The 21,614-nt window shown below is 67.3% G+C and carries 17 protein-coding genes; 10 read left to right on the top strand and 7 right to left on the bottom strand.

Annotated elements, in window-relative coordinates; genetic code table 11:
- The first annotated feature begins 12 nt into the window (after window positions 1-12).
- The 4 genes from API01S_RS06100 (at window position 13) to API01S_RS06085 (ending at window position 3,767) form a co-directional block, all read left to right on the top strand.
- Window positions 13-1,002 (top strand): Bug family tripartite tricarboxylate transporter substrate binding protein, encoded by a 990-nt coding sequence (locus tag API01S_RS06100; protein WP_050728829.1) that lies wholly within the window; start codon window positions 13-15, stop codon window positions 1,000-1,002.
- 93 nt (window positions 1,003-1,095) lie between these two features.
- Window positions 1,096-1,434, top strand: a complete 339-nt coding sequence (locus API01S_RS06095) for a hypothetical protein (protein WP_061303634.1) — start codon at window positions 1,096-1,098, stop codon at window positions 1,432-1,434.
- Between the two features lie 199 nt (window positions 1,435-1,633).
- On the top strand, window positions 1,634-2,536 hold the full coding sequence (locus API01S_RS06090) for a helix-turn-helix domain-containing protein (protein ID WP_244976667.1): 903 nt from the start codon (window positions 1,634-1,636) through the stop codon (window positions 2,534-2,536).
- 136 nt (window positions 2,537-2,672) lie between these two features.
- Window positions 2,673-3,767: a cyclic nucleotide-binding domain-containing protein gene (locus tag API01S_RS06085; protein WP_061303630.1), complete on the top strand. Its 1,095-nt coding sequence runs from the start codon at window positions 2,673-2,675 to the stop codon at window positions 3,765-3,767.
- 10 nt (window positions 3,768-3,777) lie between these two features.
- Here the strand turns inward: API01S_RS06085 and API01S_RS06080 are convergent, their stop codons facing one another.
- Genes API01S_RS06080 through API01S_RS06060 form a run of 5 tightly spaced genes read right to left on the bottom strand, consistent with a single transcriptional unit; the run spans window position 3,778 to window position 8,644 of the window.
- Complete coding sequence (locus API01S_RS06080) at window positions 3,778-5,406, bottom strand: MFS transporter (RefSeq protein WP_006219414.1); 1,629 nt, start codon at window positions 5,404-5,406, stop codon at window positions 3,778-3,780.
- Window positions 5,393-5,803, bottom strand: a complete 411-nt coding sequence (locus API01S_RS06075) for a DoxX family protein (RefSeq protein ID WP_174544661.1) — start codon at window positions 5,801-5,803, stop codon at window positions 5,393-5,395. The genes API01S_RS06080 and API01S_RS06075 overlap by 14 nt, the downstream gene beginning before the upstream one ends.
- On the bottom strand, window positions 5,800-7,689 hold the full coding sequence (locus API01S_RS06070) for an amidohydrolase (protein WP_061303626.1): 1,890 nt from the start codon (window positions 7,687-7,689) through the stop codon (window positions 5,800-5,802). The genes API01S_RS06075 and API01S_RS06070 overlap by 4 nt, the downstream gene beginning before the upstream one ends.
- The gene (locus tag API01S_RS06065; RefSeq protein ID WP_006219417.1) at window positions 7,682-7,978 is read right to left on the bottom strand and encodes a XapX domain-containing protein; all 297 of its coding nucleotides are present in this window, start codon (window positions 7,976-7,978) and stop codon (window positions 7,682-7,684) included. The genes API01S_RS06070 and API01S_RS06065 overlap by 8 nt, the downstream gene beginning before the upstream one ends.
- Window positions 7,979-7,990: 12 nt before the next feature.
- Window positions 7,991-8,644: a hydrolase gene (locus tag API01S_RS06060; protein ID WP_050728823.1), complete on the bottom strand. Its 654-nt coding sequence runs from the start codon at window positions 8,642-8,644 to the stop codon at window positions 7,991-7,993.
- Between the two features lie 497 nt (window positions 8,645-9,141).
- Here API01S_RS06060 and API01S_RS06055 point away from each other — a divergent pair, with 497 nt between their 5' ends.
- The 6 genes from API01S_RS06055 (at window position 9,142) to API01S_RS06030 (ending at window position 18,833) form a co-directional block, all read left to right on the top strand.
- A complete protein-coding gene (locus tag API01S_RS06055) occupies window positions 9,142-9,939 on the top strand; it encodes a transglutaminase family protein (RefSeq protein ID WP_061303624.1) in 798 nt (265 codons plus the stop codon).
- Between the two features lie 76 nt (window positions 9,940-10,015).
- On the top strand, window positions 10,016-13,357 hold the full coding sequence (locus tag API01S_RS06050; RefSeq protein ID WP_061303622.1) for a transglutaminase family protein: 3,342 nt from the start codon (window positions 10,016-10,018) through the stop codon (window positions 13,355-13,357).
- Window positions 13,358-13,405: 48 nt separating this feature from the next.
- Window positions 13,406-15,985 (top strand): circularly permuted type 2 ATP-grasp protein, encoded by a 2,580-nt coding sequence (locus API01S_RS06045; RefSeq protein ID WP_061303620.1) that lies wholly within the window; start codon window positions 13,406-13,408, stop codon window positions 15,983-15,985.
- A gap of 17 nt (window positions 15,986-16,002) precedes the next feature.
- Complete coding sequence (locus API01S_RS06040; protein WP_061303618.1) at window positions 16,003-16,965, top strand: transglutaminase family protein; 963 nt, start codon at window positions 16,003-16,005, stop codon at window positions 16,963-16,965.
- Window positions 16,962-18,092 carry a zinc-binding metallopeptidase family protein gene (locus tag API01S_RS06035; protein ID WP_006219423.1) on the top strand — a complete coding sequence of 377 codons (1,131 nt, stop codon included), beginning with the start codon at window positions 16,962-16,964 and terminating at the stop codon, window positions 18,090-18,092. Before API01S_RS06040 ends, API01S_RS06035 begins: the two co-directional genes overlap by 4 nt.
- 18 nt (window positions 18,093-18,110) lie before the next feature.
- Window positions 18,111-18,833, top strand: a complete 723-nt coding sequence (locus API01S_RS06030; protein WP_061303617.1) for a 4'-phosphopantetheinyl transferase family protein — start codon at window positions 18,111-18,113, stop codon at window positions 18,831-18,833.
- A 27-nt stretch (window positions 18,834-18,860) separates the two neighbouring features.
- Here the strand turns inward: API01S_RS06030 and API01S_RS06025 are convergent, their stop codons facing one another.
- Together API01S_RS06025 and API01S_RS06020 are read right to left on the bottom strand one after the other, a co-directional pair.
- Window positions 18,861-20,360 (bottom strand): aldehyde dehydrogenase, encoded by a 1,500-nt coding sequence (locus API01S_RS06025; protein ID WP_061303614.1) that lies wholly within the window; start codon window positions 20,358-20,360, stop codon window positions 18,861-18,863.
- Window positions 20,357-21,607, bottom strand: a complete 1,251-nt coding sequence (locus API01S_RS06020; RefSeq protein ID WP_061303612.1) for a Zn-dependent hydrolase — start codon at window positions 21,605-21,607, stop codon at window positions 20,357-20,359. The genes API01S_RS06025 and API01S_RS06020 overlap by 4 nt, the downstream gene beginning before the upstream one ends.
- Window positions 21,608-21,614: the final 7 nt, after the last annotated feature.

Genomic DNA, 21,614 nt, shown 5'->3' with positions numbered 1-21,614 from the left:
TGTGGAGACAGCATGAACGTAAGCAAGAGACATTTCCTGGGCGGCGCCGCGGCGCTATGCCTGTCGCCGCTGGTGCCGGCGTGGGCGCAGCAAGCGGGCGCCGCCGCCAATTGGCCGACGCGTCCGGTGCGCATCATCGTCCCGTACCCGCCTGGGGGCTCGTCGGACATCATCGCCCGCATACTTGCTCCGCGCCTGTCCGACGCCCTCAAGCAGACGGTAGTGGTCGAGAACAAGCCCGGCGCCAACGGCAACCTGGGAGCGGGGCTGGTGGTGCAATCGGCGGCCGAAGGCCATACCGTTTTGCTGTGCGACGTGGGCGCGCTGGCGATCAGCCCGTCCGTCTACACCAAGCTGTCGTTCGATCCGTCCAAGGACTTGCGCGCCGTCAGCATGCTGGCCTATTCGCCGCACGTGCTGGCCGTGCACCCGGACGTGCCGGCCAAGACCGTGCAGGAACTCGTGGAGCTGTCGAAAAAGCAGCGGCTGAATTTCGCCGTGACGGCAATCGGCAGCGCGCCGCATTTGGCCGCGGTCGCGGTGCAGCAGGCTACCGGCGCCCAATGGGAATACGTGCCTTACAAGGGCGGTTCGCAGGCGGTCACGGACACCATCGGCGGGCAAACGCAGATCATCATGAACGGGCTGCTGGCGACCTTGCCGCACATCAAGGCTGGCAAGCTGCGCCCCATCGCCATTTCCAAGGGCGAGCGCATGCAGCTGGTGCCGGACATTCCGACAATTTCCGAACAAGGTGTGAAGGGTTTTGAATCGGGTACGTGGCAAGGCGTGATGGCGCCCGTGACCACGACCGATCCGGTTGCCGAACGCCTGGCCATGCTGATGGCGCAGATCGTCAATCAGCCGGACGTCAAGGCGCAATTGAACGAGCAGGGCGCCGAGATCGTCACGCGCAACCCGGCCGAGCTGACGCAGTTCTTCAATAGCGAACGCGCGCGCTGGGCCAAGGTGGTGCAAAGCGCGGACATCCGGCTCGATTGAGGCAGGGGCAGGCGGCGCGTGTTGCGCAGGCGCTGCGGATGGGCGCAAACTCGGTCCTGGCTTGTCTTGTGTCTGACTTCACCAGGAGCCGCGATGAAAGCCTTGATCCTGGCCACGACCCTGATGTTGGCGGCCGGCCCCGCGCCGGCGCGTGACGTCCTGCCCACCGTGCCGCAACCGCCTGCCTCCGCGCGCACCTTGCCCGATACCTGCCTGGGCACGTCTTGTCCGAAAACCGTGGACCCGCGCCGCAATGGCGAGCCCTGCCTGGGGTCGGCGTGCGGCGGGTCTCGTTATCCCGAACCGGCGTCCACGACGCAGCCGGCGAACCCGCCCTGGAGCGGCCCGGCCCAACCCAGGCTGCCGCCCATGCCGTCGCGTTCCGGCCAGCCGCTGGGGCCGTTGACACCGGGGCCGGTCTTGCCGCGATAGCAGCGAACAAGCGGGCGTGTACGCGAGGTTGAAAAAATGCGTGACGGCGCTTGTTGCAGAGCAGCGAGGCCTGTTATCTTGCCGCCGATAACATGATTGTTTCGTTTCATTGCGTTTTGCGCGTCCTTGGGGATCTTCATTCATGCCTGCTCGTCAACGTCTTGTGACTGAGTCCGCCCCGGGGCCGGAGAGCGCTCATTTGTCCGCAGGCGCGCCCGCGCGTGCGACCGACGCCCTGGGTTGCTCGGCCACGAAACTGGTCACCAGCCAGTATTTCGAAGGCGGCGGCCTGACGTTCTATCGCAAAAGCACTGACAACGAGCGCTTTGGCAATGTGGAAACCCCCGCATCCGACCGGGGCTATCTGGTGGGCGTGGCCATGCAGGGCGGACACCGCCGCCGCATCCTGCAAGGCAATCACGCGACGACCCATGATTTCGACAAGGGCTCCGTCTACATCCGCGACTTCACCGATGATTACCGCGCCGATCTGCAAGGCGGTTTCGACTTCGTGCTGATCGAACTGCCGCGCGCTTTCATTGAACGCGTCAACGATGAAAAGGGCGGCCCCCGGGTCAGCAGCCTGCTGCCGCGCACGGGCGAGGGCGACCCCGTGCTGGCGAATCTGTCGCAGGTGCTGGCCAACGTGCTGGCGCAGCCCGCGCCGTCCAACAATCTGTTCGTGCAGCACCTGAGCCTGGCAATCGGCGCGCATCTGCTGTCGAACTACGGCGCGGGGGCCACCAGCGGCTGGGCGGATTCGGGCGGCGCGCGCGTGTTGTCCCGCAAGCTGGAAGCGCGCGCCAAGGACATGCTGATGTCCACGCTGCGCGAGGACCTGTCCATTGCGGACATTGCCGACGCCTGCAATTTGTCGCGCAGCTATTTCATCAAGGCGTTCCGCCAGACGGTGGGCACCACGCCGCACCGCTGGCTGCTGGAGCAGCGCGTGCAGAAGGCGCAGGAACTGCTGCGCGTGCCGGGGCAGTCGATTACCGACATCGCCTTGCTTTGCGGATTTGCCGATCAGGCGCACCTGACCCGCGTCTTCACCAGCGTGGTCGGCGTGTCGCCCGGCGCGTGGCGCAAGGTGAACGGCTAGCGCGCTTGCCCGCTTGTGCGATGATTGCTCTTTCGTACAAAGCAAGACGCTAGTACGCAAGACCCGTCCGGCAGCCCGAAGCTACCTTGTCAGCGTGTCTTGCCGCTGTCTTCGGACGTCCCCGGAAGTGAATCCCATGAATCGCCTTGCCGTTGACCCCGCCTGCCGTCCTCCGGATCTGCCGGCTTTGCATGCGCAGGCGTTTCCCATGCTGACCGCTGCCCAGATCGAATGCGCTGCTCCCTACGGGGAGGAAATCTTCGCGCCGGCGGGCAGCGTGCTGCTGCAAAGCGGCGGCCAGCAGGCCGCCTTCCATATCCTGCTGCAAGGCAGCGTCGAGGTGCTCGAATCCGATGCCGACGGCGGGATGCAGAGCCTGCTGGTGCATCGGGATGGTGAATTCACAGGCAGCCTGGACCTGTTCACCGACCGTCCCAATGCCGTCACCGCGCGCGCCGCGACCGATAGCCGCCTGCTGTTGTTGACGCGCGATGCGCTGGCACTGCTGTTGCAGGCCGAACGCCCGCTGGCCGACATCGTGCTGCGGGCGTTCATGCTGCGCCGCATCGGTTATCTGCGGCGGCGTCCGTATGGCGGCGCCATCCTGCGCTCGGCCATGGGCGTGGGGCAGGTGGACCCGGTGCTGGATCTGGCCGTCATCGGCGGCGGCCCGGCCGGGTTGGCGGCGGCGGCCTATGCCGCGTCCGAGGGTCTGCACACGCTGCTGATCGGCGGTTCGCTATGCGATGCCGAGCCCCCCGTCGCGCTGGCCTTGCCTGGCTTTCCCGGCACCACGACGGGTTTGTGCGATGACGGCCTGCTGCGGCGTGCCGAAGCGCAAAGCCGCCACTTCGGTTCACACGTCATGCCTCGGCGCATGGCCACCGCGTTCGACAGCGCAAGCTACCCGTTCCGCGTCTGGCTGGACGACGGCCAGGTCATCGAGGCGCGCAGCCTGATCGTGGCGACCGGGCTGGCCGAAGACGGTTCCGGCGAGGCCAACACCGCCTGGCTGGACGGCTGCCTGGACACCGACGAGCTTGGCCGTATCCACACCGGCCGGGCTGCCGCCGGTTCGATGCAGGCACGTGCCTATGAAAGCTCGCAGCCCGGTGTGTTCGCGGCTGGCTCGGTGCGCGCGGGCGCCGTCCCGCAATTGCTTGCGGGGATCGGCGAAGGTTCGGCCGCGGTGCGTTTCGTACACCGCTTCCTGGACGCCTCGGCGCACTGAACCACCCGCTTCAACGCGAGGTCGGCGGCTTGGCCTGGCGCAGGTCAAGCGCCAGGAAATGGTGCACCACGGGTTTATCCGGTCCGATATGAAAGCGCTGGGCTTCGCCTTGCAGATCGGCGTCGGCTTGCGAGACGCGATGATGCTGGCGCAAGTGCTCGGCCCAGGATTCCACCAGAAACCATTCCTGTACGCGCTCGGGTTCGCCCGTGTGCTCGGCCACGCCCCAGGCGTAGGCCCCATCGCGCCGCCGTTCCTGCGCCACCGCTTTGAGCGCCGCCAGGAAAGCGGGGCGATCCTCGGGGCGGATGCGGTACTCGATCTGCACCATGACGGGGCCGCGATCGTGTTCCACCGGCGCATCCAGCAGCGGCTCGGGCCAGTGATTGGACGGATCCAGATTGGCCTCGCCCTGCGGCAGCTTCATGCGATGCAGCAGCACGCCCGCCACCAGCAGGCCCGCCGCGCCGGCCAGCAAGGTCGCCGGCACGCCGATCTCTTGCGCCAACAGGCCCCAGCCCAGGCTGCCCGCGGCCATCGCGCCGTTGAAGACCATCAGGTAGATGGCCAGCCCGCGACCGCGCACCCAGTTCGGCAGGATGGCCTGCGCGACGCCGTTGAAGGTGGTCAGCGCGACGATCCAGCCCATGCCCAGCAGCAACAGCAAGAGCACGGCGGCCCATTGGGGCGGCGCGAAAGACAGCGCGGCCATCACGGCGGCGGCGACGACGGCGGCGGCCAGCACCAGACCGTCCGTGTTCAAGCGCTGACGCAGCTTGGGCAACACCACCGCGCCCACGATCGCGCCCACGCCCACCGCGCCCAGCAGCACGCCATAAAAGCCGGCGCTGCCGCCCAGCATGCGGCGCGCCACCAGCGGCAACAGCGCCCACACGGAACTGGCGAAGATGAAGAACACCGCCGCGCGCAGCAGCACGACGTGCAGTTCGCGGCTGGCGCGGGCATAGCGCACGCCCGCGCGGAACGCACCGAAGAATTGTTCCGACAAGCCGTCGTCCACCTTCTTGGGCCGCTTCCACCAGATCAGCGCGCCGATCACGAAGACGTAGCTCAACACGTCCGCGCCATAGGCGGCGGCCGCGCCGAACGCGGCCAGCAGCAGGCCGCCTACGGCCGGGCCCAAGGCCCGCGCGATATTGATGCCCAGCGAGTTCAATCCCACGGCCGTTTTCAGTTCGGCCTTGGGCACGAGTTCGGGCACGATCGCCTGCCAGGTCGGCCCCATCAGCGCGGTGCCCACACCGCCCAGGAAGGTCAGCGCGATCAGCGTTTCGACGGTCAGCGTGTTGGTCTTGGCCATCATCAGCAAGGTGAAGCTGACGCAGGCCAGCAGCACCTGGATGACGATGAGAAAGCGCCGCCGATCCAGGATGTCGGACAGCACGCCCGCTGGAATGGCCAGAAGGAACACGGGCAAGGTGGCCGCCGTCTGCATCATGGCGACGGCGGCGGGGTTGGTGGACAGGTCGGTGACCAGCCACGCGCTGGCCACGTCGCGCATGAAGCTGCCGATGTTGCCCAGGATGGTGGCGCCCCACAGCACGGCGAACAGCGTGTGCTTCAAGGGCGCCATGCCGCTTACGGCGGCGGGCGGGGTAATGCGATCAGGTCCGGCCATGCAGGCGCTCCGTCAGGTCATGCCAGGCTACCAGGACAAACGCCCCGGCCAGCCCCAAATGTTCATAGAACGCGTTCATCGCCATGAAACGCGCGTCGGCGGGGGCTTCCCAATAGCGGTTGGCCATCAGCGCCGCCACAAAAGTGAAGAGGGCCAGCGCCAGCGCGCCCAGCCAGCGTAGCCGGCCGGCCAGGATCAGCGCGCTTGCGCCCAGCTCCAGCAGGATGACGGCGACGGCGGCGGGCGCGGCGGGGTGCAGGCCGAAATGCGCCATCTCGGCCTGCGCGCCCGCGAAATCCAGCAGCTTGACCAGCCCGCCCTGGATATACGCGCCGCACAGCGCCAACAGGGCCAGCCAGCGCACCGTCTTGGAGGTCAGTGCGTGGCGCATGCTCATACCGCCCAGCACGCGCAACCCAGCGCGCCCCAGAAGCCCTTCAGGTCGGAGACGGGCAGCTTGCTGGCCCAGGCGCCCGCGTGCTGATGGCCGTGCACGTTGCAGTCGTTCAGGCAGGCGCAGGCGGCAGCCGCGTCGCGCAGGGAAGTCTGCAAGGGCTTGCCTTCGCTGTCGCCCCACGCGCCGTAACCGCCAAACAAGCGCGTGGGCGACCAGTCGGGCATGGCGGGCGGCGGCGCGGCCTCGTCATGGCCGGAGAACTCGCCCGCTCCCCAGACGACTTTGCCGCCGACGACCGTCAACAGGCTGCTGGTATCGGCGATGTCGGATTCCGGGCACGCGAAGAAATCGCGATCGGGCACGACCAGGTCAGCCAATTGGCCCACGGCGATGCGGCCTTTCTTGCCCTGTTCGTTCGAGAACCACGTGACGTTCTCGGTCCACATGCGCAGCGCGGCGTCGCGGTCCAGGCAATTGCGTTGCGGGGTCAGGCGCAAGCCGCCCACCGTCTTGCCGGTGATCAGCCACGACAGCGACACCCACGGGTTGTAGGACGCGACGCGCGTGGCGTCGGTGCCGGCCGAAACGTTCACGCCTTTTTCCAGCATGCGCTTGACGGGCGGCGTGGCTTCGGCCGCGCCCGCGCCGTAGCGCTCGACGAAGTATTCGCCCTGGTAGGCCATGCGATGCTGCACGGCCACGCCGCCGCCCAGCGCGGCGATGCGGTCGATGGATTTTTCGGAAATGGTTTCGGCGTGGTCGAAGAACCAGTTCAGCCCGGCCAGCGGCACGTCGCGGTTGACGCGTTCAAACACGTCCAGCGCGCGGCTGATGGTTTCGTCATAGGTGGCGTGCATGCGCCACGGCCAGCGGTTCTGAGCCAGGATGCGCACCACCTCTTCAAGTTCGCCTTCCATCTCGGGCGCCATCTCGGGGCGCGGCTGGCGGAAGTCCTCGAAGTCGGCGGCCGAGAACACCAGCATCTCGCCCGCGCCGTTGTGGCGGAAGTAGTCGGTGCCTTGCTTGTATTGCGACGTGGCGGTCCAGTTCAGGAAGTCTTCCTTTTCCTGCTTGGGCTTTTGCGTGAACAGGTTGTAGGCCAGCCGGATGGTCAGTTGGCCGGCGTCGGCCAACTGCTGGATCACCTGGTAGTCCTCGGGGTAGTTCTGAAAGCCGCCGCCCGCGTCGATGGCGCCGGTCACGCCCAGGCGGTTCAGCTCGCGCATGAAGTGACGCGTGGAATTGACCTGGTATTCCATGGGCAGCTTCGGACCTTTGGCCAAGGTGGCGTACAGGATCGACGCGTTGGGCTTGGCCAGCAGCAGCCCGGTGGGATTGCCCGCCGAATCGCGCGCGATTTCACCGCCCGGCGGGGCGGGCGTGCTCTTGTCGTAGCCCACGGCGCGCAGCGCGGCGGCGTTGAGCAAGGCGCGGTCGTACAGGTGCAGGATGAACACGGGCGTATCGGGCGCCACGGCGTTCAGCTCTTCGATGGTCGGCAGGCGCTTTTCGGCGAACTGGTGCTCGGTGAAACCGCCCACCACGCGGACCCACTGCGGGGCAGGCGTGATGGCGACCTGGCGGCGCAGCATGGCCATGGCGTCGGCCAGGCTGCGCACGCCGTCCCAGCGCAGCTCCATGTTGTAGTTCAGCCCGCCACGGATGATGTGCAGGTGGTTGTCGATCAGGCCGGGCAGCACGCCGCGTCCGTTCAGCGCAATCACCTTGGTCGCGGGGCCGGCCAGCGGCAGGATGTCTGCGGCGGCGCCCACTCGCGTGAAGCGGCCATCGCGGATGGCGACGGCGTCGGCGACCGGGTTGGCCGGGTCCAGCGTAGTGAAGCGTCCCTGGTGCAGGATCAGGTCGGGGGCTTGGGTGTCAACCATGGCGCTTGTCTCCGCAAGTATCGGCGCTGGTGTCGGAAGGAGGGGTTGCCTTGGGGCAGCTGGGCAGTTCGCCGAACATGTGCGGCTTGACCTGCTCGCGCAGCCACGACGTGCGCGTGGCCGGTTCGGAGGCCAGGCGCTTGATGAGCGGCGGTATCTGTTCGCCTGCCAGGATGCCCAAAAGGCCTACCAACGCAATCACCGGAGGCGCGGGCGAACGGACGTTGAACAGCGCATAGATCACGCCGACCAACAGGCCCAGCGCCAGCGAAACAAGGTAGACCTTCATGGGCGGCTCCTATCAGCCTTCGTGGGCATTGAACATGGACTTGGCGTACAGGATGCCCAGGCCATACGCGCCGCCGAACTTCTTGGCGATGCCGGTGGTCATGTCGTAGGTGTCGGTGCGCGCCCAGTCACGCTGCATTTCCAGCAGGTATTGCAGGGCCGTGATCGGCTGGCCGCCAGCTTGCACGATGCGTTCGACGGCGCGGTTGTGCGCTTCCACGGACACGTCGCCGCAGGCGTCGGTGATGACATAGACTTCAAAGCCCTGGTCCAGCGCCGACAGGGCCGGGCCGACGATGCACACGCTGGTCCACAAGCCGGCCAGCACGATGCGCTTCTTGCCGATTTCGTTGACCTGGCGGATGACGGCGGCGTCTTCCCAGGTGTTCATGGACGTGCGGTCCAGCAGGGCCTGGCCGGGGAAGGGCGCGGTGACTTCTTCGAACATCGGGCCGGAAAAGCTCTTTTCGGCAACGGTCGTCAGGATGGTGGACGCGCCAAAACCGGCGGCGGCGTGCGCCACCAGCCCGGCGTTGTTGCGCAGCGTGACGGCGTCGATGGAATGGGTGGCGAACGCCATCTGCGACTGGAAGTCGATCATGATCAGCGTGTGGTCCTTGGGGGACAACAGCTTGGCGCCGGGGGTGGCGAAGGCGGTGACGGACATGGGTGGCTCCTGTAGATGCCGTTTGAAGAACCCGTGCAATGTGCCTGCGTCTCGGTGCGCTGTATTGAACGATAGTCCGGCGCTTTGTAGATTGTGGCTGCGCTGATCGTCGCGCCTTGGCGTGTTTTGCGCGGAACAATTTTGCAATGCCTTGTAAAAGTGACGCGCCACGCGCACTGCTTTGGTGCTTCAGTGCTGCGTATCGGGCATGAACGGGCCAACGCAGGGGGCGCAACGGTCACGCTGATGCGGCGTGAATGCGACACCCAGCGGGGGGAAAAGGGGACCAATACGGGAGGAATGCGGCACCGGTACGCCGCAGCGGCAGCATTTCCCGGGCGCGCGCATGCCCGGCCACGAACTGGCATGCATGTTGCTTATTTATTTCATAGTCTTGTTGCTACTATCGACCGTCTTGCCCCGCCGCCGCAACGCGTCAGGGGCGAAGGGCGCGCCGCCCCGGACGTGACCAGCGTGACCGCAGTGTGGAGATTTTCATGAAGCATCTCATCAAGCACGTGACCCGCTATCGCTATGACGCCCCCGTCAACTACACCATCCAGACGCTGCGGCTGACCCCCCGGCGCGACGATCATCAACACGCTTTGCGATGGCAGATCCAGACGCCCGGCGAAATCCAGCCCCAGGTGGACGCCTATGGCAACATCACACACACGCTGACGCTGCATCGCACCCATAGCGAAATTGAAATCCACGCGCTTGGTCAGGTCGATATCCACCCGCTGGCGCAAGGCCATGTAGGCGACGAAGACGAACGGCTGCCCGTCCACATCTACGGCGTGCCCACGGCGCTGACGCAATGCGATGACTCGGTGCGCGCCTTTTGCCAGCGGGTCGTGCCGCGCGGCGTGCATAGCGCGGACGACGTGCTGACCTTAAGCGCCGCGATCCGTGAACACGTGGCCTACCAACCGGGCTTCGGCAGCCCCGCCTTGCCCGCCCCGCAAGTGCTGGCGGCCCGGCGCGGCGGCAGCCACGACCAGACCCATCTGTTGCTGGCCTGCGTGCGCGCTTTCGGTACGCCGGCCCGCTTTGTCAGCGGCTACTGGCACGGGGCCGGCGATGACGCGGCCAGCCACGGCTGGGCCGACGTCTGGCTGGCCGGGCACGGCTGGGTCAGCGTGGACGTCAGCCATGCCGCCTTCGCCTCGGACGGCCACTGCCGCTTGGCGGTGGCGCGCGATTACGAATCCGCATCGCCGGTGCGCTGGCTGCATGGCGCGGCCGCGACGCTGTCGATGGACGTGTCGGTGCAGGTGCAATCGAACCACTGATCCGCTTTCTTCTCTATCTCTCTCGCCCCGCGCGCCCCCACAATCTCAGACGGCCCCCGCCGACCCGGAGCAGGCTTTGACGATCCACGTAGCGCTCAAGCACGTCACGCAATACAACTATGACCGGCTGGTCAGTCTGTCGGCGCAGGTGTTGCGCCTGCGGCCCGCGCCCCATAGCCGCACCCCCATCCTGTCGTATTCGCTGACGGTCGAACCGGCCGAACATTTCCTGAACTGGCAGCAGGATCCGTTCGCCAATTACCTGGCGCGGCTGAACTTTCCGGGCAAGACGCGCGAATTCAAGATCACCGTGGACCTGGTTGCCGAAATGGCGGTCTACAACCCGTTCGACTTCTTCCTGGAGCCGGACGCCGAGGAATTTCCCTTCGCCTATGACGAGGGCCTGGCGCGTGAGCTTGCCCCGTACCTCGTGTGCGACGAGGCCACGCCGTTGTTCGCCGAATTCCTGTCGCGCGTGGATGGGCGGCGGCAGCGGACCGTGGACTTCCTGGTGGCGCTGAACCAGCAGGTTCACAAGGAAATCAGCTATCTGATCCGCATGGAGCCCGGCGTGCAGACGCCGGAAGAAACGCTGACGCGCGCCGCCGGGTCCTGCCGCGATTCGGGCTGGCTGCTGGTGCAGGCGCTGCGCCACCTGGGGCTGGCCGCGCGTTTCGTGTCGGGCTATCTGATACAGCTCAAGCCCGATGTGCGCGCGCTCGATGGCCCCAGCGGCGCGCAGTCGGACTTCACGGATCTGCATGCGTGGTGCGAGGTCTACCTGCCCGGGGCCGGGTGGATCGGCCTGGATCCCACGTCGGGCCTGCTGGCGGGCGAAGGCCACATCCCGCTGGCCGCCACGCCCGAACCCGGCAGCGCCGCGCCCGTGACGGGGGCGGTCGACAAGGCCGAGGTGGAATTCACGCACACCATGTCGGTCACGCGCGTGTTCGAATCGCCGCGCGTCACCAAGCCGTATAGCGACGAACAGTGGCGCGCCATCCTGGACCTGGGCGACCGCATCGATGACCGGCTGGACCAGATGGACGTGCGTCTGACGATGGGCGGCGAGCCGACCTTCGTGTCGGTCTCCGACCGGGATGGCGAGGAATGGAACACGGCCGCGCTCGGCCCCACCAAGCGCGGCTACGCGCTGGAACTGCTGAACCGTTTGCGCACGCGCTACGGCGGCAATGGCTTCCTGCATCTGGGGCAGGGCAAGTGGTATCCCGGCGAACCCTTGCCGCGTTGGGCCTTGTCGATCTATTGGCGCGCCGACGGCCATCCCTGCTGGGACGATCCCGCGCTGTTCGCCGACGAGCGCCAGCGCAGCGCCTATACGGTGGCCGACGCCCGCCGCTTCATCACGCGCATGTGCGAGCGGCTGGAGGTGGACGCGCGCTACATCGTTCCGGGCTACGAGGACGTTTTCTATTATCTGTGGCGCGAACGCCGGCTGCCGGTCAACGTGGATCCTTTCGATTCGCGGCTGGACAACGAGCTGGACCGGGCGCGCCTGCGGCGGGTGTTCGAGCAGAAGCTGGACAGCGTCGTCGGCTACGCACTGCCGATCCAGGCGGGCGAGGGCGGGCCGTGGGTATCGGGGCCATGGTTCCTGCGCGATGAACGCATGTACCTGTTTCCCGGCGATTCGCCGATGGGCCTGCGCCTGCCGCTGGATTCGCTGCCCTGGGCGGCCGAGGCTGACCTGCCGGTCATGGCCGAGCGCGATCCCTTCGAGGCGCGCCGTTCCTTGCCCGGCCCGGCGCCAATGCTGACGCAAACATCGCCGGCATCGGCCCGGTCGGGGCGCAACGGCGACGCCGTGTCGCGTGGGGCACCGGGAGCGTCGCTGGCCCAGGACGACACTGCGCCCGCCCGATTCGAGTCCGCCGCCAGCCTGACGCGCACCGCGATGTGCGTCGAAACCCGCAACGGCGTGCTGTATGTGTTCATGCCGCCGTTGGCGCGGCTGGAAGATTATCTGGCGCTGGTGGAGCAGGTGGAAGGCACCGCCCGCGACCTGGACATGGCCATCGTGCTGGAAGGCTATCCGCCGCCACGCGACCCGCGCCTGAAGGTGCTGCAAGTCACGCCCGACCCCGGTGTGATTGAGGTGAACATCCACCCGGCCAGCAACTGGGCCGAGCTGGTGGATCACACGGAATTCCTTTACGAAGCGGCCTTCGAGACCCGGCTGTCCACGGAAAAATTCATGGCCGACGGGCGTCACACGGGCACGGGGGGCGGCAACCACTTCGTGCTGGGCGGCGCGACGCCCGCGGACAGTCCGTTCCTGCGGCGCCCGGACGTGCTGGCCAGCCTGCTGGCGTATTGGGTCAACCATCCGTCCTTGTCGTACCTGTTTTCCGGGCTGTTCATCGGCCCCACCAGCCAGGCGCCGCGCATCGACGAAGCGCGTAACGATCAGGTGTATGAACTGGAGCTGGCGTTTCAGGAAATCCATCGGCGCTGCGCGGAGCAGGGTGAGCAGGTGCCGCCCTGGATGGTGGACCGCGCCTTGCGCAACATCTTGGTCGATGTCACGGGCAATACGCACCGCTCGGAGTTCTGCATCGACAAGCTGTATTCCCCCGACAGCGCCACCGGCCGCCTGGGCCTGCTGGAATTGCGCGCCTTCGAAATGCCGCCGCACGCGCGCATGAGCCTGGCGCAGCAACTGCTGCTGCGCGGCTTGGTCGCGCATTTCTGGAAGACGCCCTATACCGCGCGGCTGACGCGCTGGGGCACCGAGCTGCACGACCGCTTCCTGCTGCCCACCTTCGTGAAGATGGACTTCGAGGACGTCGTGGCCGATCTGAACGAAGCGGGCTTTGCCTTTGACGCCGCCTGGTTCGCGCCGCACGTCGAGTTCCGCTTTCCGTTGTTTGGCGAAGTCGCCGTGCGCGGCATCCATCTGGAACTGCGCGGCGCGTTGGAACCCTGGCATGTGATGGGCGAAGAGGGGTCCTCGGCCGGCACCGTGCGCTATGTAGATTCGTCGCTGGAACGGGTGGAAATCCGGGTGTCCGGCTTGAACGACTACCGCTACGTGGTCACGGTCAACGGACGCGCGCTGCCCTTGCAACCGACGGGCCGCGTGGGCGAATACGTGGCGGGCGTGCGCTACAAGGCGTGGTCGCCGCCCTCGGCGCTGCATCCGACGATACCGGTGCACGTGCCGCTGACGGTCGATATTGTCGACACCTGGAACCAGCGTTCCCTGGGCGGCTGCACCTATCACGTAGCGCATCCGGGCGGGCTGAATCCGGAATCGTTTCCGGTCAACGCCTACGAGGCGGAGAGCCGGCGGCTGGCGCGCTTCGAGAAACTGGGCCATACGCCGGGTCGCATGGACGTGGCGCCGGCGAAGATCAGTCGGGAATTTCCGTTCTCGTTGGATTTAAGGCACGATTGATCCTTTCCGGATGTCCCAACCGGCGCACCCGTCGCCCTTCGAAGCCCCATGCCGCAATTTCTTTTTCAGACCGATCCGTCGCAGGATGTCGCATCCCTGGCGGTTCATGCGGCGCTGCCCCCGAGGCCTGGGCACTATGACGAACTGCGCGCGCCGCCCGATGCCTCGGGCGCGACGCGATTGCGCGAACCATGGCCCCGTTTCTTTGAACTGCTGGGCGCAAGCGGCTTCGCCGATCTGGACCGGCGCGTGGACGGGGTGGCGCGGCAGATCCGCGAAAACGGCATCACCTACAACATCTATGCCGAAGCCAACGGGTCGGCGCGGCCCTGGTCGCTGGACCTGTTGCCTTTCGTCATCGACGACACCGACTGGTCGGCCATCGAACAGGGGGTGCGGCAGCGCGCCACCTTGCTCAACCAGATACTGGCCGACGTCTATGGCCCGCAGACGCTGTTGGCCGAAAGGCTGATACCGCCCGCGCTGGTGCTGGGCCACCCTGGCTATCTGCGGCCCCTGCGTGGCTACGAGCCCGTCGGGGGCACCTATCTGCACATTGCGGCCTTCGATCTGGCGCGCGCCAGCGACGGCGGCTGGTGGGTCGTGTCGCAACGCACGCAGGCGCCTTCCGGCCTGGGGTATCTGCTGGAGAACCGGCTGACCATTTCGGGCATGTTCCCCGAGGCGTTCAAAGAGTTGCGGGTGCAGCATCTGGCCACCAGCTACCGTCGCCTGATGGACATGCTGTACAAACTCAGCCCCGGCGCCTTGACCGCGCAGACGCCGCCGCGCATCGTGCTGCTGACGCCGGGCCCGTACAACGAAACCTATTTCGAACAGACCTATCTGGCGCGCTACCTGGGCATCACGCTGGTGGAAGGCGGCGACCTCGTCGTGCGCGACAAGCTGTTGTACCTGAAGACGCTGCACGGCCTGGAACGCGTGCACGCGGTGCTGCGCCGGCTGGATGATGACTTTTGCGATCCGCTGGAACTGCGCTCGGATTCCACCTTGGGCGTACCCGGCCTGTTGCAGGTGATGCGCGCGGGCAATGTGCTGGTGGCCAATTCGCTGGGCACGAGCTTTCTGGAATCTCCGGCCATCAACGGCTTTCTGCCCGCCATTAACCGCCGGCTGTTCGACGCCGATCTGCTGTTGCCGTCGTTGCCGTCATGGTGGTGCGGCGAGGCCGCCGCGCGCGAGCAGGCCCTGGCCAATCTGCCCGGCATGGTGGTCAAGTCCACCTACCCCAGCAATACCCGGGGCGGTTTTGAACCGGTGATCGGGGGCGCGGTGCCGCCCGCCGAATATGCTGCGCTACACGCGCGTATCGCCGAAAACCCCGACGCCTACACCCTTCAGGAATACCTGCCGCTGTCGCAGGCGCCCAGCTGGAACGCCGGCCATATCGTGCCGCGCGCGGCGATGTTGCGCGTTTTTGTCATCGCGGACGGCGAGGGCGGCTGGAACGTGCTGCCGGGCGGGCTGACCCGCATCGCCAACCGCGAACAGCAGATCGTGTCCATGCAGCGCGGCGGCAGCAGCATGGATACCTGGGTGACGACGCGCGGCGCGGTGGATACGTTTTCGATGCTGCCCGTGCAACTGCGGCTGGAAGACATCGCCCCGGCGCATCGCCCGGTGTCCAGCCGCGCCGCCGAAAACCTGTTCTGGATGGGCCGCTATACCGAACGCGCGGAAAACGACGTGCGCCTGGCGACCGTGGCGCTGACCTGGCTGAACAGCGACGAGGACAACGCCGGCGAACTCTTCGCGGCCGTCGAAACGCTGTGCCGGCGCAGCGGGCTGGCGCCGGCCGCGCCCACCTTGTCGGCGCGTGTGTTCGAGTCGACGCTGGTGGCCGAGCTGGCCAGCGCCGAGGCGCAGGGCGGCGTGGCGCGCAACCTGGGCGCGCTGGCGTTCGCCGCTGGCCAGATCCGCGACCGTCTCTCGCCCGAACACTGGCGGCTGGTCGTCACCGCGCATGACTGGTTCTTGCGCATGGCCTCGGCCGGCAAGGCGCGCGAGGCCGAGTCGCCCGTGTCCGCGCCCGACGTGCTGCGCGGCCTGCGCAACCTGGCCATGCAGCTGTCGGCCATCACGGGTTCGCAGACCGACCGCATGACGCGCGACGACGGCTGGCGGCTCCTGACCATCGGCCGCCAGATCGAACGCCTGTCCGCCATGGCCGGCCTGCTGGGCGAACTGTTCCGCCGCAACGCGGTGCTGGGCGACAGCGGGTTCAACATGTTGCTGGACCTGTTCGATAGCAAGATCACGTATCGCGCCTATTACCCGGGCCGCCAGGAAGTGCCTGCACTGTTGAACCTGCTGGTGCTGGAACCGGCCAACCCCCGCTCGCTGGCCTGTGTGCTGAACGTGCTGCGCAAAGAAGTCGCGCGCCTGCCCGATACGGTGGCGGGGCCGGGGCGCGACCTGGTTCACCTGTTGCCGCCCGACGGGGTGGGCGTGTCGCTGGCAGATCTGTCGCGGCAAACGCAAGGCCTGTACGCCGGCGTACTCGCGTTATGCGCGCAGCTGGAGCACGCCGCCAGCACGCTGTCCAATGAAATCAGCCTGCGGTATTTCAGCCACGCGGCCGGCCACGATCAGACGTTGACCGCGTAACTCCCAGGCGCGCCTCCATGAACATGCCAACTACGCTTTTTCCCGCCCCGGACGCCGCTGCCCCGGGCGTGACGCTCATCGTCGATCACGTCACAGCCTACCGCTATGACGCCCCGGTGGAGCTGGCGCACCATCTGGGCTATTTACGCCCGATGAACGACGCCAGCCAGGTGGTCGAGGCATACACGCTGGAGGTCACTCCCGTGCCGCCCGGCATCGACGAGGCGGTCGACGGCTTCGGCAACACGCGCAGCACCTTCGCGCTGTACGCGCCGCACGAAGCATTGACCGTGCGCGCCAACAGCCGCGTGACGATCCACCCCCGTTTTACCGACCTGGACTGCGCGGCGGGGCTGCCGTGGGAAGCGGCGCTTGAGCGCCTACGCTACGACCCGGCCCTGCCGTATGCGCCGGAAGTTGAATTCACCTTCGCATCACCCTTCGTGCCGCTGCATGCCGAGCTTCGGGCATACAGCTTGCTGTCGTTCACGCCGGGCCGGCCGGTGGCCGAGGCGGCGCTGGACCTGATGCATCGCATCCACGCGGATTTCTGCTACCAGCCGGCCCATACGCAGGTGTCCACGCCCATTCTTGACGCCTTTCAAGAACGGATGGGGGTATGCCAGGATTTTGCGCATGTGATGATCGGCTGCCTGCGCGCCATCGGCCTGCCGGCGCGCTATGTCAGCGGTTACCTGATGTCGCAACCGCCGCCCGGCCAGCCCCGGCTGATCGGCGCGGATGCGTCGCACGCCTGGGTGTCGGTGCATTGCGCGGGGGTAGGAATCAACGGGGACTGGATCGATATGGACCCCACCAACGACGTGGTGCCGGGCACGGCGCATGTCGTGCTGGCTTGCGGCCGCGACTACGGCGACGTGACGCCGTTGCGCGGCGTGATCCGGGGCGGTGGCCATGAATTGAATGTGCGCGTAACCGTCGCGCCCATGGACGAGTTTCCAACAGGAACGCAGGCATGACCTATTTCTTCGACGCGATCCACCGCCAACTGCGCGCCCCGAAACGCCAGCGCGTGCGGCATGCGCGCGCGAAGGCCGTTCAATGCGTGTGCGGGCAACCGGTGTTTTTCAGCAATACCGAATGCCTGAACTGCCACCGGCAGCTGGGTTTCGATCCCAAGCGCGGCCACGTGCTGGCGCTGGACGATGCGGCGGGCGTCCTGCGCGAATCGGGCAAGGTGCGCGGCAGGACTTACAAGCGTTGCGGCAATTTCAGCCTGCCGGCGCTGTGCAATTGGCTGCTGCCCGCGCAGTCCGCCGACACGCTGTGCGTGGCTTGCAGCCTGAATCGCACCATTCCCGATCTGTCCGTGCCGGAGAACGGCCCACTATGGTTCAAGGTTGAGGCCGCCAAGCGCCAGATGATCGCGCAGGTGATGACGCTGGGCCTGCCCATCCGGCGCTCGGTCGCCCCGGACGACGGCGGGCTGGCCTTCGACCTGCTGGCCCCGACCGCCGACGGCGCGCCCCTGCTGACCGGCCATGCGCGGGGCCTGATCACCATCAACGTGCAGGAGGCGGACGACGCCTACCGGGTCAAGGTGCGCGAAGACATGCACGAGCCTTACCGCACGCTGCTGGGTCACTTCCGCCACGAGATCGGCCACTACTACTGGGACCAACTGGTTGCGGAAGGGCCGTGGCTGGACGCCTTCCGGCAGGTGTTCGGCGACGAGCGCGCCGACTACGCCGAGGCGCTGCAACGCAATTACGAACAAGGCCCGCCCGCCGATTGGGCGCTGCACTTCATCAGCACCTATGCGTCCTGTCACCCCTGGGAAGACTGGGCCGAGACCTGGGCGCACTACCTGCACATGATGGATACGCTGGACACCGCCATCAGCTTCGGCGTGACCCGCACCGCCGTCGAGCAGTCCTACGAACCCTTCACGACAGATGCGCTGTACGACCCGGAGGACCCGGGCGGCCAGGCCTTCCTGGACCTGGTCAACGCATGGGTCGCGCTGACGGGCGTGCTGAATGAACTGGCGCGCAGCATGGGCCAACGCGATTTTTACCCCTTCGTGCTGCCCGCGCAGGTCATCGGCAAGCTGCAATTCGTGCACCGGGTGGTGCAGGGCGCGTAGGACGGGGATGTGACGGGCATGAACGACGTACCCCTGCATCGCGCGCTGGCGCTGCCGGCTGGTATCTGGACAGCGTCCATGCCGATCTCGGACGCCGCCGGGTATCTGCTGTCTGCCTCGCGCGACGAAGTCCACGACTGGCGCGTGGCGAGCGCGCAGATGAGCGAGCAGCGACGCGCCGAATTCGTGGCGGGCCGCGTCTGCGCCTGGCGCGCGCTGGGCGCGGCGGGCGTGCGCGGGATATCGCCGGTGCTGCCGGTGGATGGGCGCCTGCCGGTCTGGCCGCAGGCCTGCGTCGGCAGCATCACCCACAGCGGAGCCTGGGCGATGGCGTTTGTTGCGTACTCGGCGCGGTGGCAGGGGCTGGGCCTGGACTTGCAGGAGTTGATCGCGCCGCAAACGGTGGCCGACGTGCAGCCGCTGGTGGCCAGCGCGCGCGAGCTGACCCGGCTGGCGGCCTTTGCCGACCCTCGCCACGCGCTGACGCTGCTGTTTTCCGCGAAGGAAGCGCTGTACAAGGCGCTGTACCCGTCATTGCGCGTGTTCCAGGATTTCGACGCGGCCGAACTGACGGCGGTGGACGCGGACATGGTCGAGCTGACGCTCACGCGCGACTGGAACGCCGACGCATGGCGTGCGGGTCAGGTGGTGCCGGTGCGCTATGCCTGGGTGCCGCAAGGGGTGTTGAGCGCTTGCTGCATTCCAGCAAACCACGCTGGGGACGCCGTGGCGCAGGGATAAACATCACCCCCGGCCACGGCCCACCGCTCAGACCGTGAGGCTGATCCAGGTGGTCTTCAGGTCGGAGTACTTGTCCAGCGCGTGCAGCGACTTGTCGCGCCCGGAGCCCGATTGCTTGACCCCGCCGAACGGCACCGTGATGTCGCCATCCGCATAGCAGTTGACCCAGACCAGGCCGGCGCGCAGGCGGCGCGACAGCCTGTGCGCGCGCGACAGGTTGGCGGTCCATAAGCCGGCGCCCAGGCCGTAGACCGAATCATTGGCCAGCGCGATGGCTTCGTCTTCCGAGCCAAAGCGCTGCGCGGCCAGCACCGGCCCGAAGATCTCTTCGCGCACCAGGGCGGAATCCTGGCGCGTGCAGTCGAAGATGGTGGGTTCGATGTAGTAGCCGCCCGTCTCGCTGCGCGCCTGCTTGCCGCCCACGCGCAACGTCGCGCCTTCCGATTCGCCGGCCGCAATGCGCGCCAGCACGCCCTGCATCTGCCGTTCGTCCACCATCGCGCCCATGGCGGTGGCGGGGTCCAGCGGGTCGCCCGGCTGCAAGGCGGCGGCGTGGGCGGCCACCTTGTCCATGAACGCGTCGTAGATGCCGTCCTGCACGTACAGGCGCGAGCCGGCGATGCAGACCTCGCCCTGGTTCGAGAAGATCGCCAGCGCCGCCGCTTGCGCCGCGCGGTCCAGGTCGGGGCAGTCGTCGAACACGATGTGGGGCGACTTGCCGCCGCATTCCAGCCACACGCGCTTCAGGTTCGATTCCCCCGAATACGTCATGAAGCGCTTGCCGGTGGCGGTGGATCCGGTAAAGGCCACGCAGTCCACGTCCGGGTGGCGGCCCAGCGCTTGGCCGGCTACCGCGCCCAGGCCCGGCAGCACGCTGAACACGCCCGCGGGAATGCCCGCCTGCTCGGCCAGCGCGGCCAGCCGGATCGCCGACAGCGAGGCCTGTTCGGCCGGTTTCAGGATGACGCTGTTGCCGGCGGCCAGCGCGGGCGCGACCTTCCAGGCCGCCATCATCAGCGGGTAGTTCCAGGGCACCACCGCCGCCACCACGCCCAGCGCTTCGCGGGTGATGGTGGCCAGCGCGTCGGGGCCGGTGGGCGCGATCTCGTCGTAGATCTTGTCGATGGCCTCGGCATACCAGGTGTAGCAGCGCGCGGTTTCGGGCACGTCGAAGGCCAGCGCGTCGCGGATGGGCTTGCCCATGTCCAGCGTTTCCAGCAGCGCCAGTTCCTCGGTGTGCTCGTCGATCAGGGCGGCCAGGCGTAGCAGGCGCGTCTTGCGTTCGCGCGGGGCCAGCTGGCTCCAGACGCCCGCCTCGAAGGCGCGGCGGGCAGCGGCCACGGCGCGGTCCACGTCGGCCTGCCCGCAGGCGGCCACGTCGGCAAGCACGCGGCCGTCGATGGGGCTGGAGGCGGCGAAGGTGGCGCCGTCGGCGGCATCGCAATACGCGCCGTCGATGTAGGCGCGGCCCTCGATGCGCAGGGCGGCGGCGCGTGCGTGCCAGGTGGCGCGATCGTGTTGGCTCATGCTTGTTCTCCCGTTGCGTTGGCGCGCGCGACCATGGCGTCCAGCAATACGTTGCAGCCAGCCTCCAGGTCGGCGGGCTTGGCGTCTTCGATTTCGTTGTGGCTCACGCCGTCCTTGCAGGGCACGAAGATCATGGCCGTGGGCGTGACGCTGGCCATGTAGACGGCGTCGTGGCCCGCGCCCGTCACGATGTCCATGGCGGCCAGGCCACGGCGCGATGCGCCGTCGCGCACCTTGGCGACCAGGTCCGGATCGAATGGGGTCGGCGGGAAATACTGCACCTGCTTCACGTCCACGGTCACGCCGTGGCGTTCGGCTACGTCGGTGCAGGCGGCCAGCCAGCGCGTGTCCATCTGCGCCAGCGTGCCTTCGTCTTCGTGGCGCAGGTCCACGGTGAACCGGACCTGCCCGGGGATGACGTTGCGCGAACCCGGGTGGGCGTGGATTTCGCCCACCGTGCCGCGTCCGTGCGGCTGGTTGTCGTTGGCGATGCCGATCACCGCTTGCAGCAGGAAGGTGGTGGCGTACAGCGCGTCGCGGCGGATGGGCATGGGCGTGGGGCCGGCATGCATCTCCATCCCGGTCACGACGACGTCGTACCACCGCACGCCCAGGGAGCCCGTGACCACGCCGACGACCTTTTCTTCGTGTTCAAGAATGGGGCCTTGCTCGATGTGGGCTTCGAAGTACGCGCCCACCGGCCGGCCACCGACCGGGTCCGCGCCGGCATAGCCGATGGCCGCCAGCTCGTCGGCCACCGATTTGCCGTCGTGGTCGCGTGCGTTCAGCGCGACGTCCAGCGGGAACTTGCCGGCGAACACGCCCGAGCCCATCATCACCGGCAGAAAGCGCGAGCCTTCTTCGTTCGTCCAGATGGCCACTTCCAGCGGCGCCTCGGTGACGACGTCGTGGTCGTTCAGGCTGCGCATCACTTCCAGCCCGGCCAGCACGCCATAGCAGCCGTCGAACTTGCCGCCCGTCGGCTGCGTGTCGATGTGGCTGCCGGTCATGACGGGCGGCAAGTCATTGTTGCGGCCGGCGCGGCGCGCGAAGATGTTGCCCACCTGATCGACGCGTACCGTCAGGCCCGCATCGCGCATCCAGCCGGTGACCAGGTCGCGGCCCTGGCCGTCCAGCGCGGTCAGCGCCAACCGGCAATTGCCGCCCTTGGGAGTGGCGCCGATCTGCGCCAGGTCCATCAGCGACTGCCACAGCCGCTGTCCGTTGATGGAAATCGTGTTTGTCATGGGTTCA

It is taken from the genome of Achromobacter piechaudii NBRC 102461 (genome assembly GCF_001571245.1).
GTDB classification, from domain to species: domain Bacteria; phylum Pseudomonadota; class Gammaproteobacteria; order Burkholderiales; family Burkholderiaceae_B; genus Achromobacter; species Achromobacter piechaudii.
Note: the sequence above shows the minus strand (reverse complement) of the source record. Positions and strands in the feature narration are given on the sequence as shown.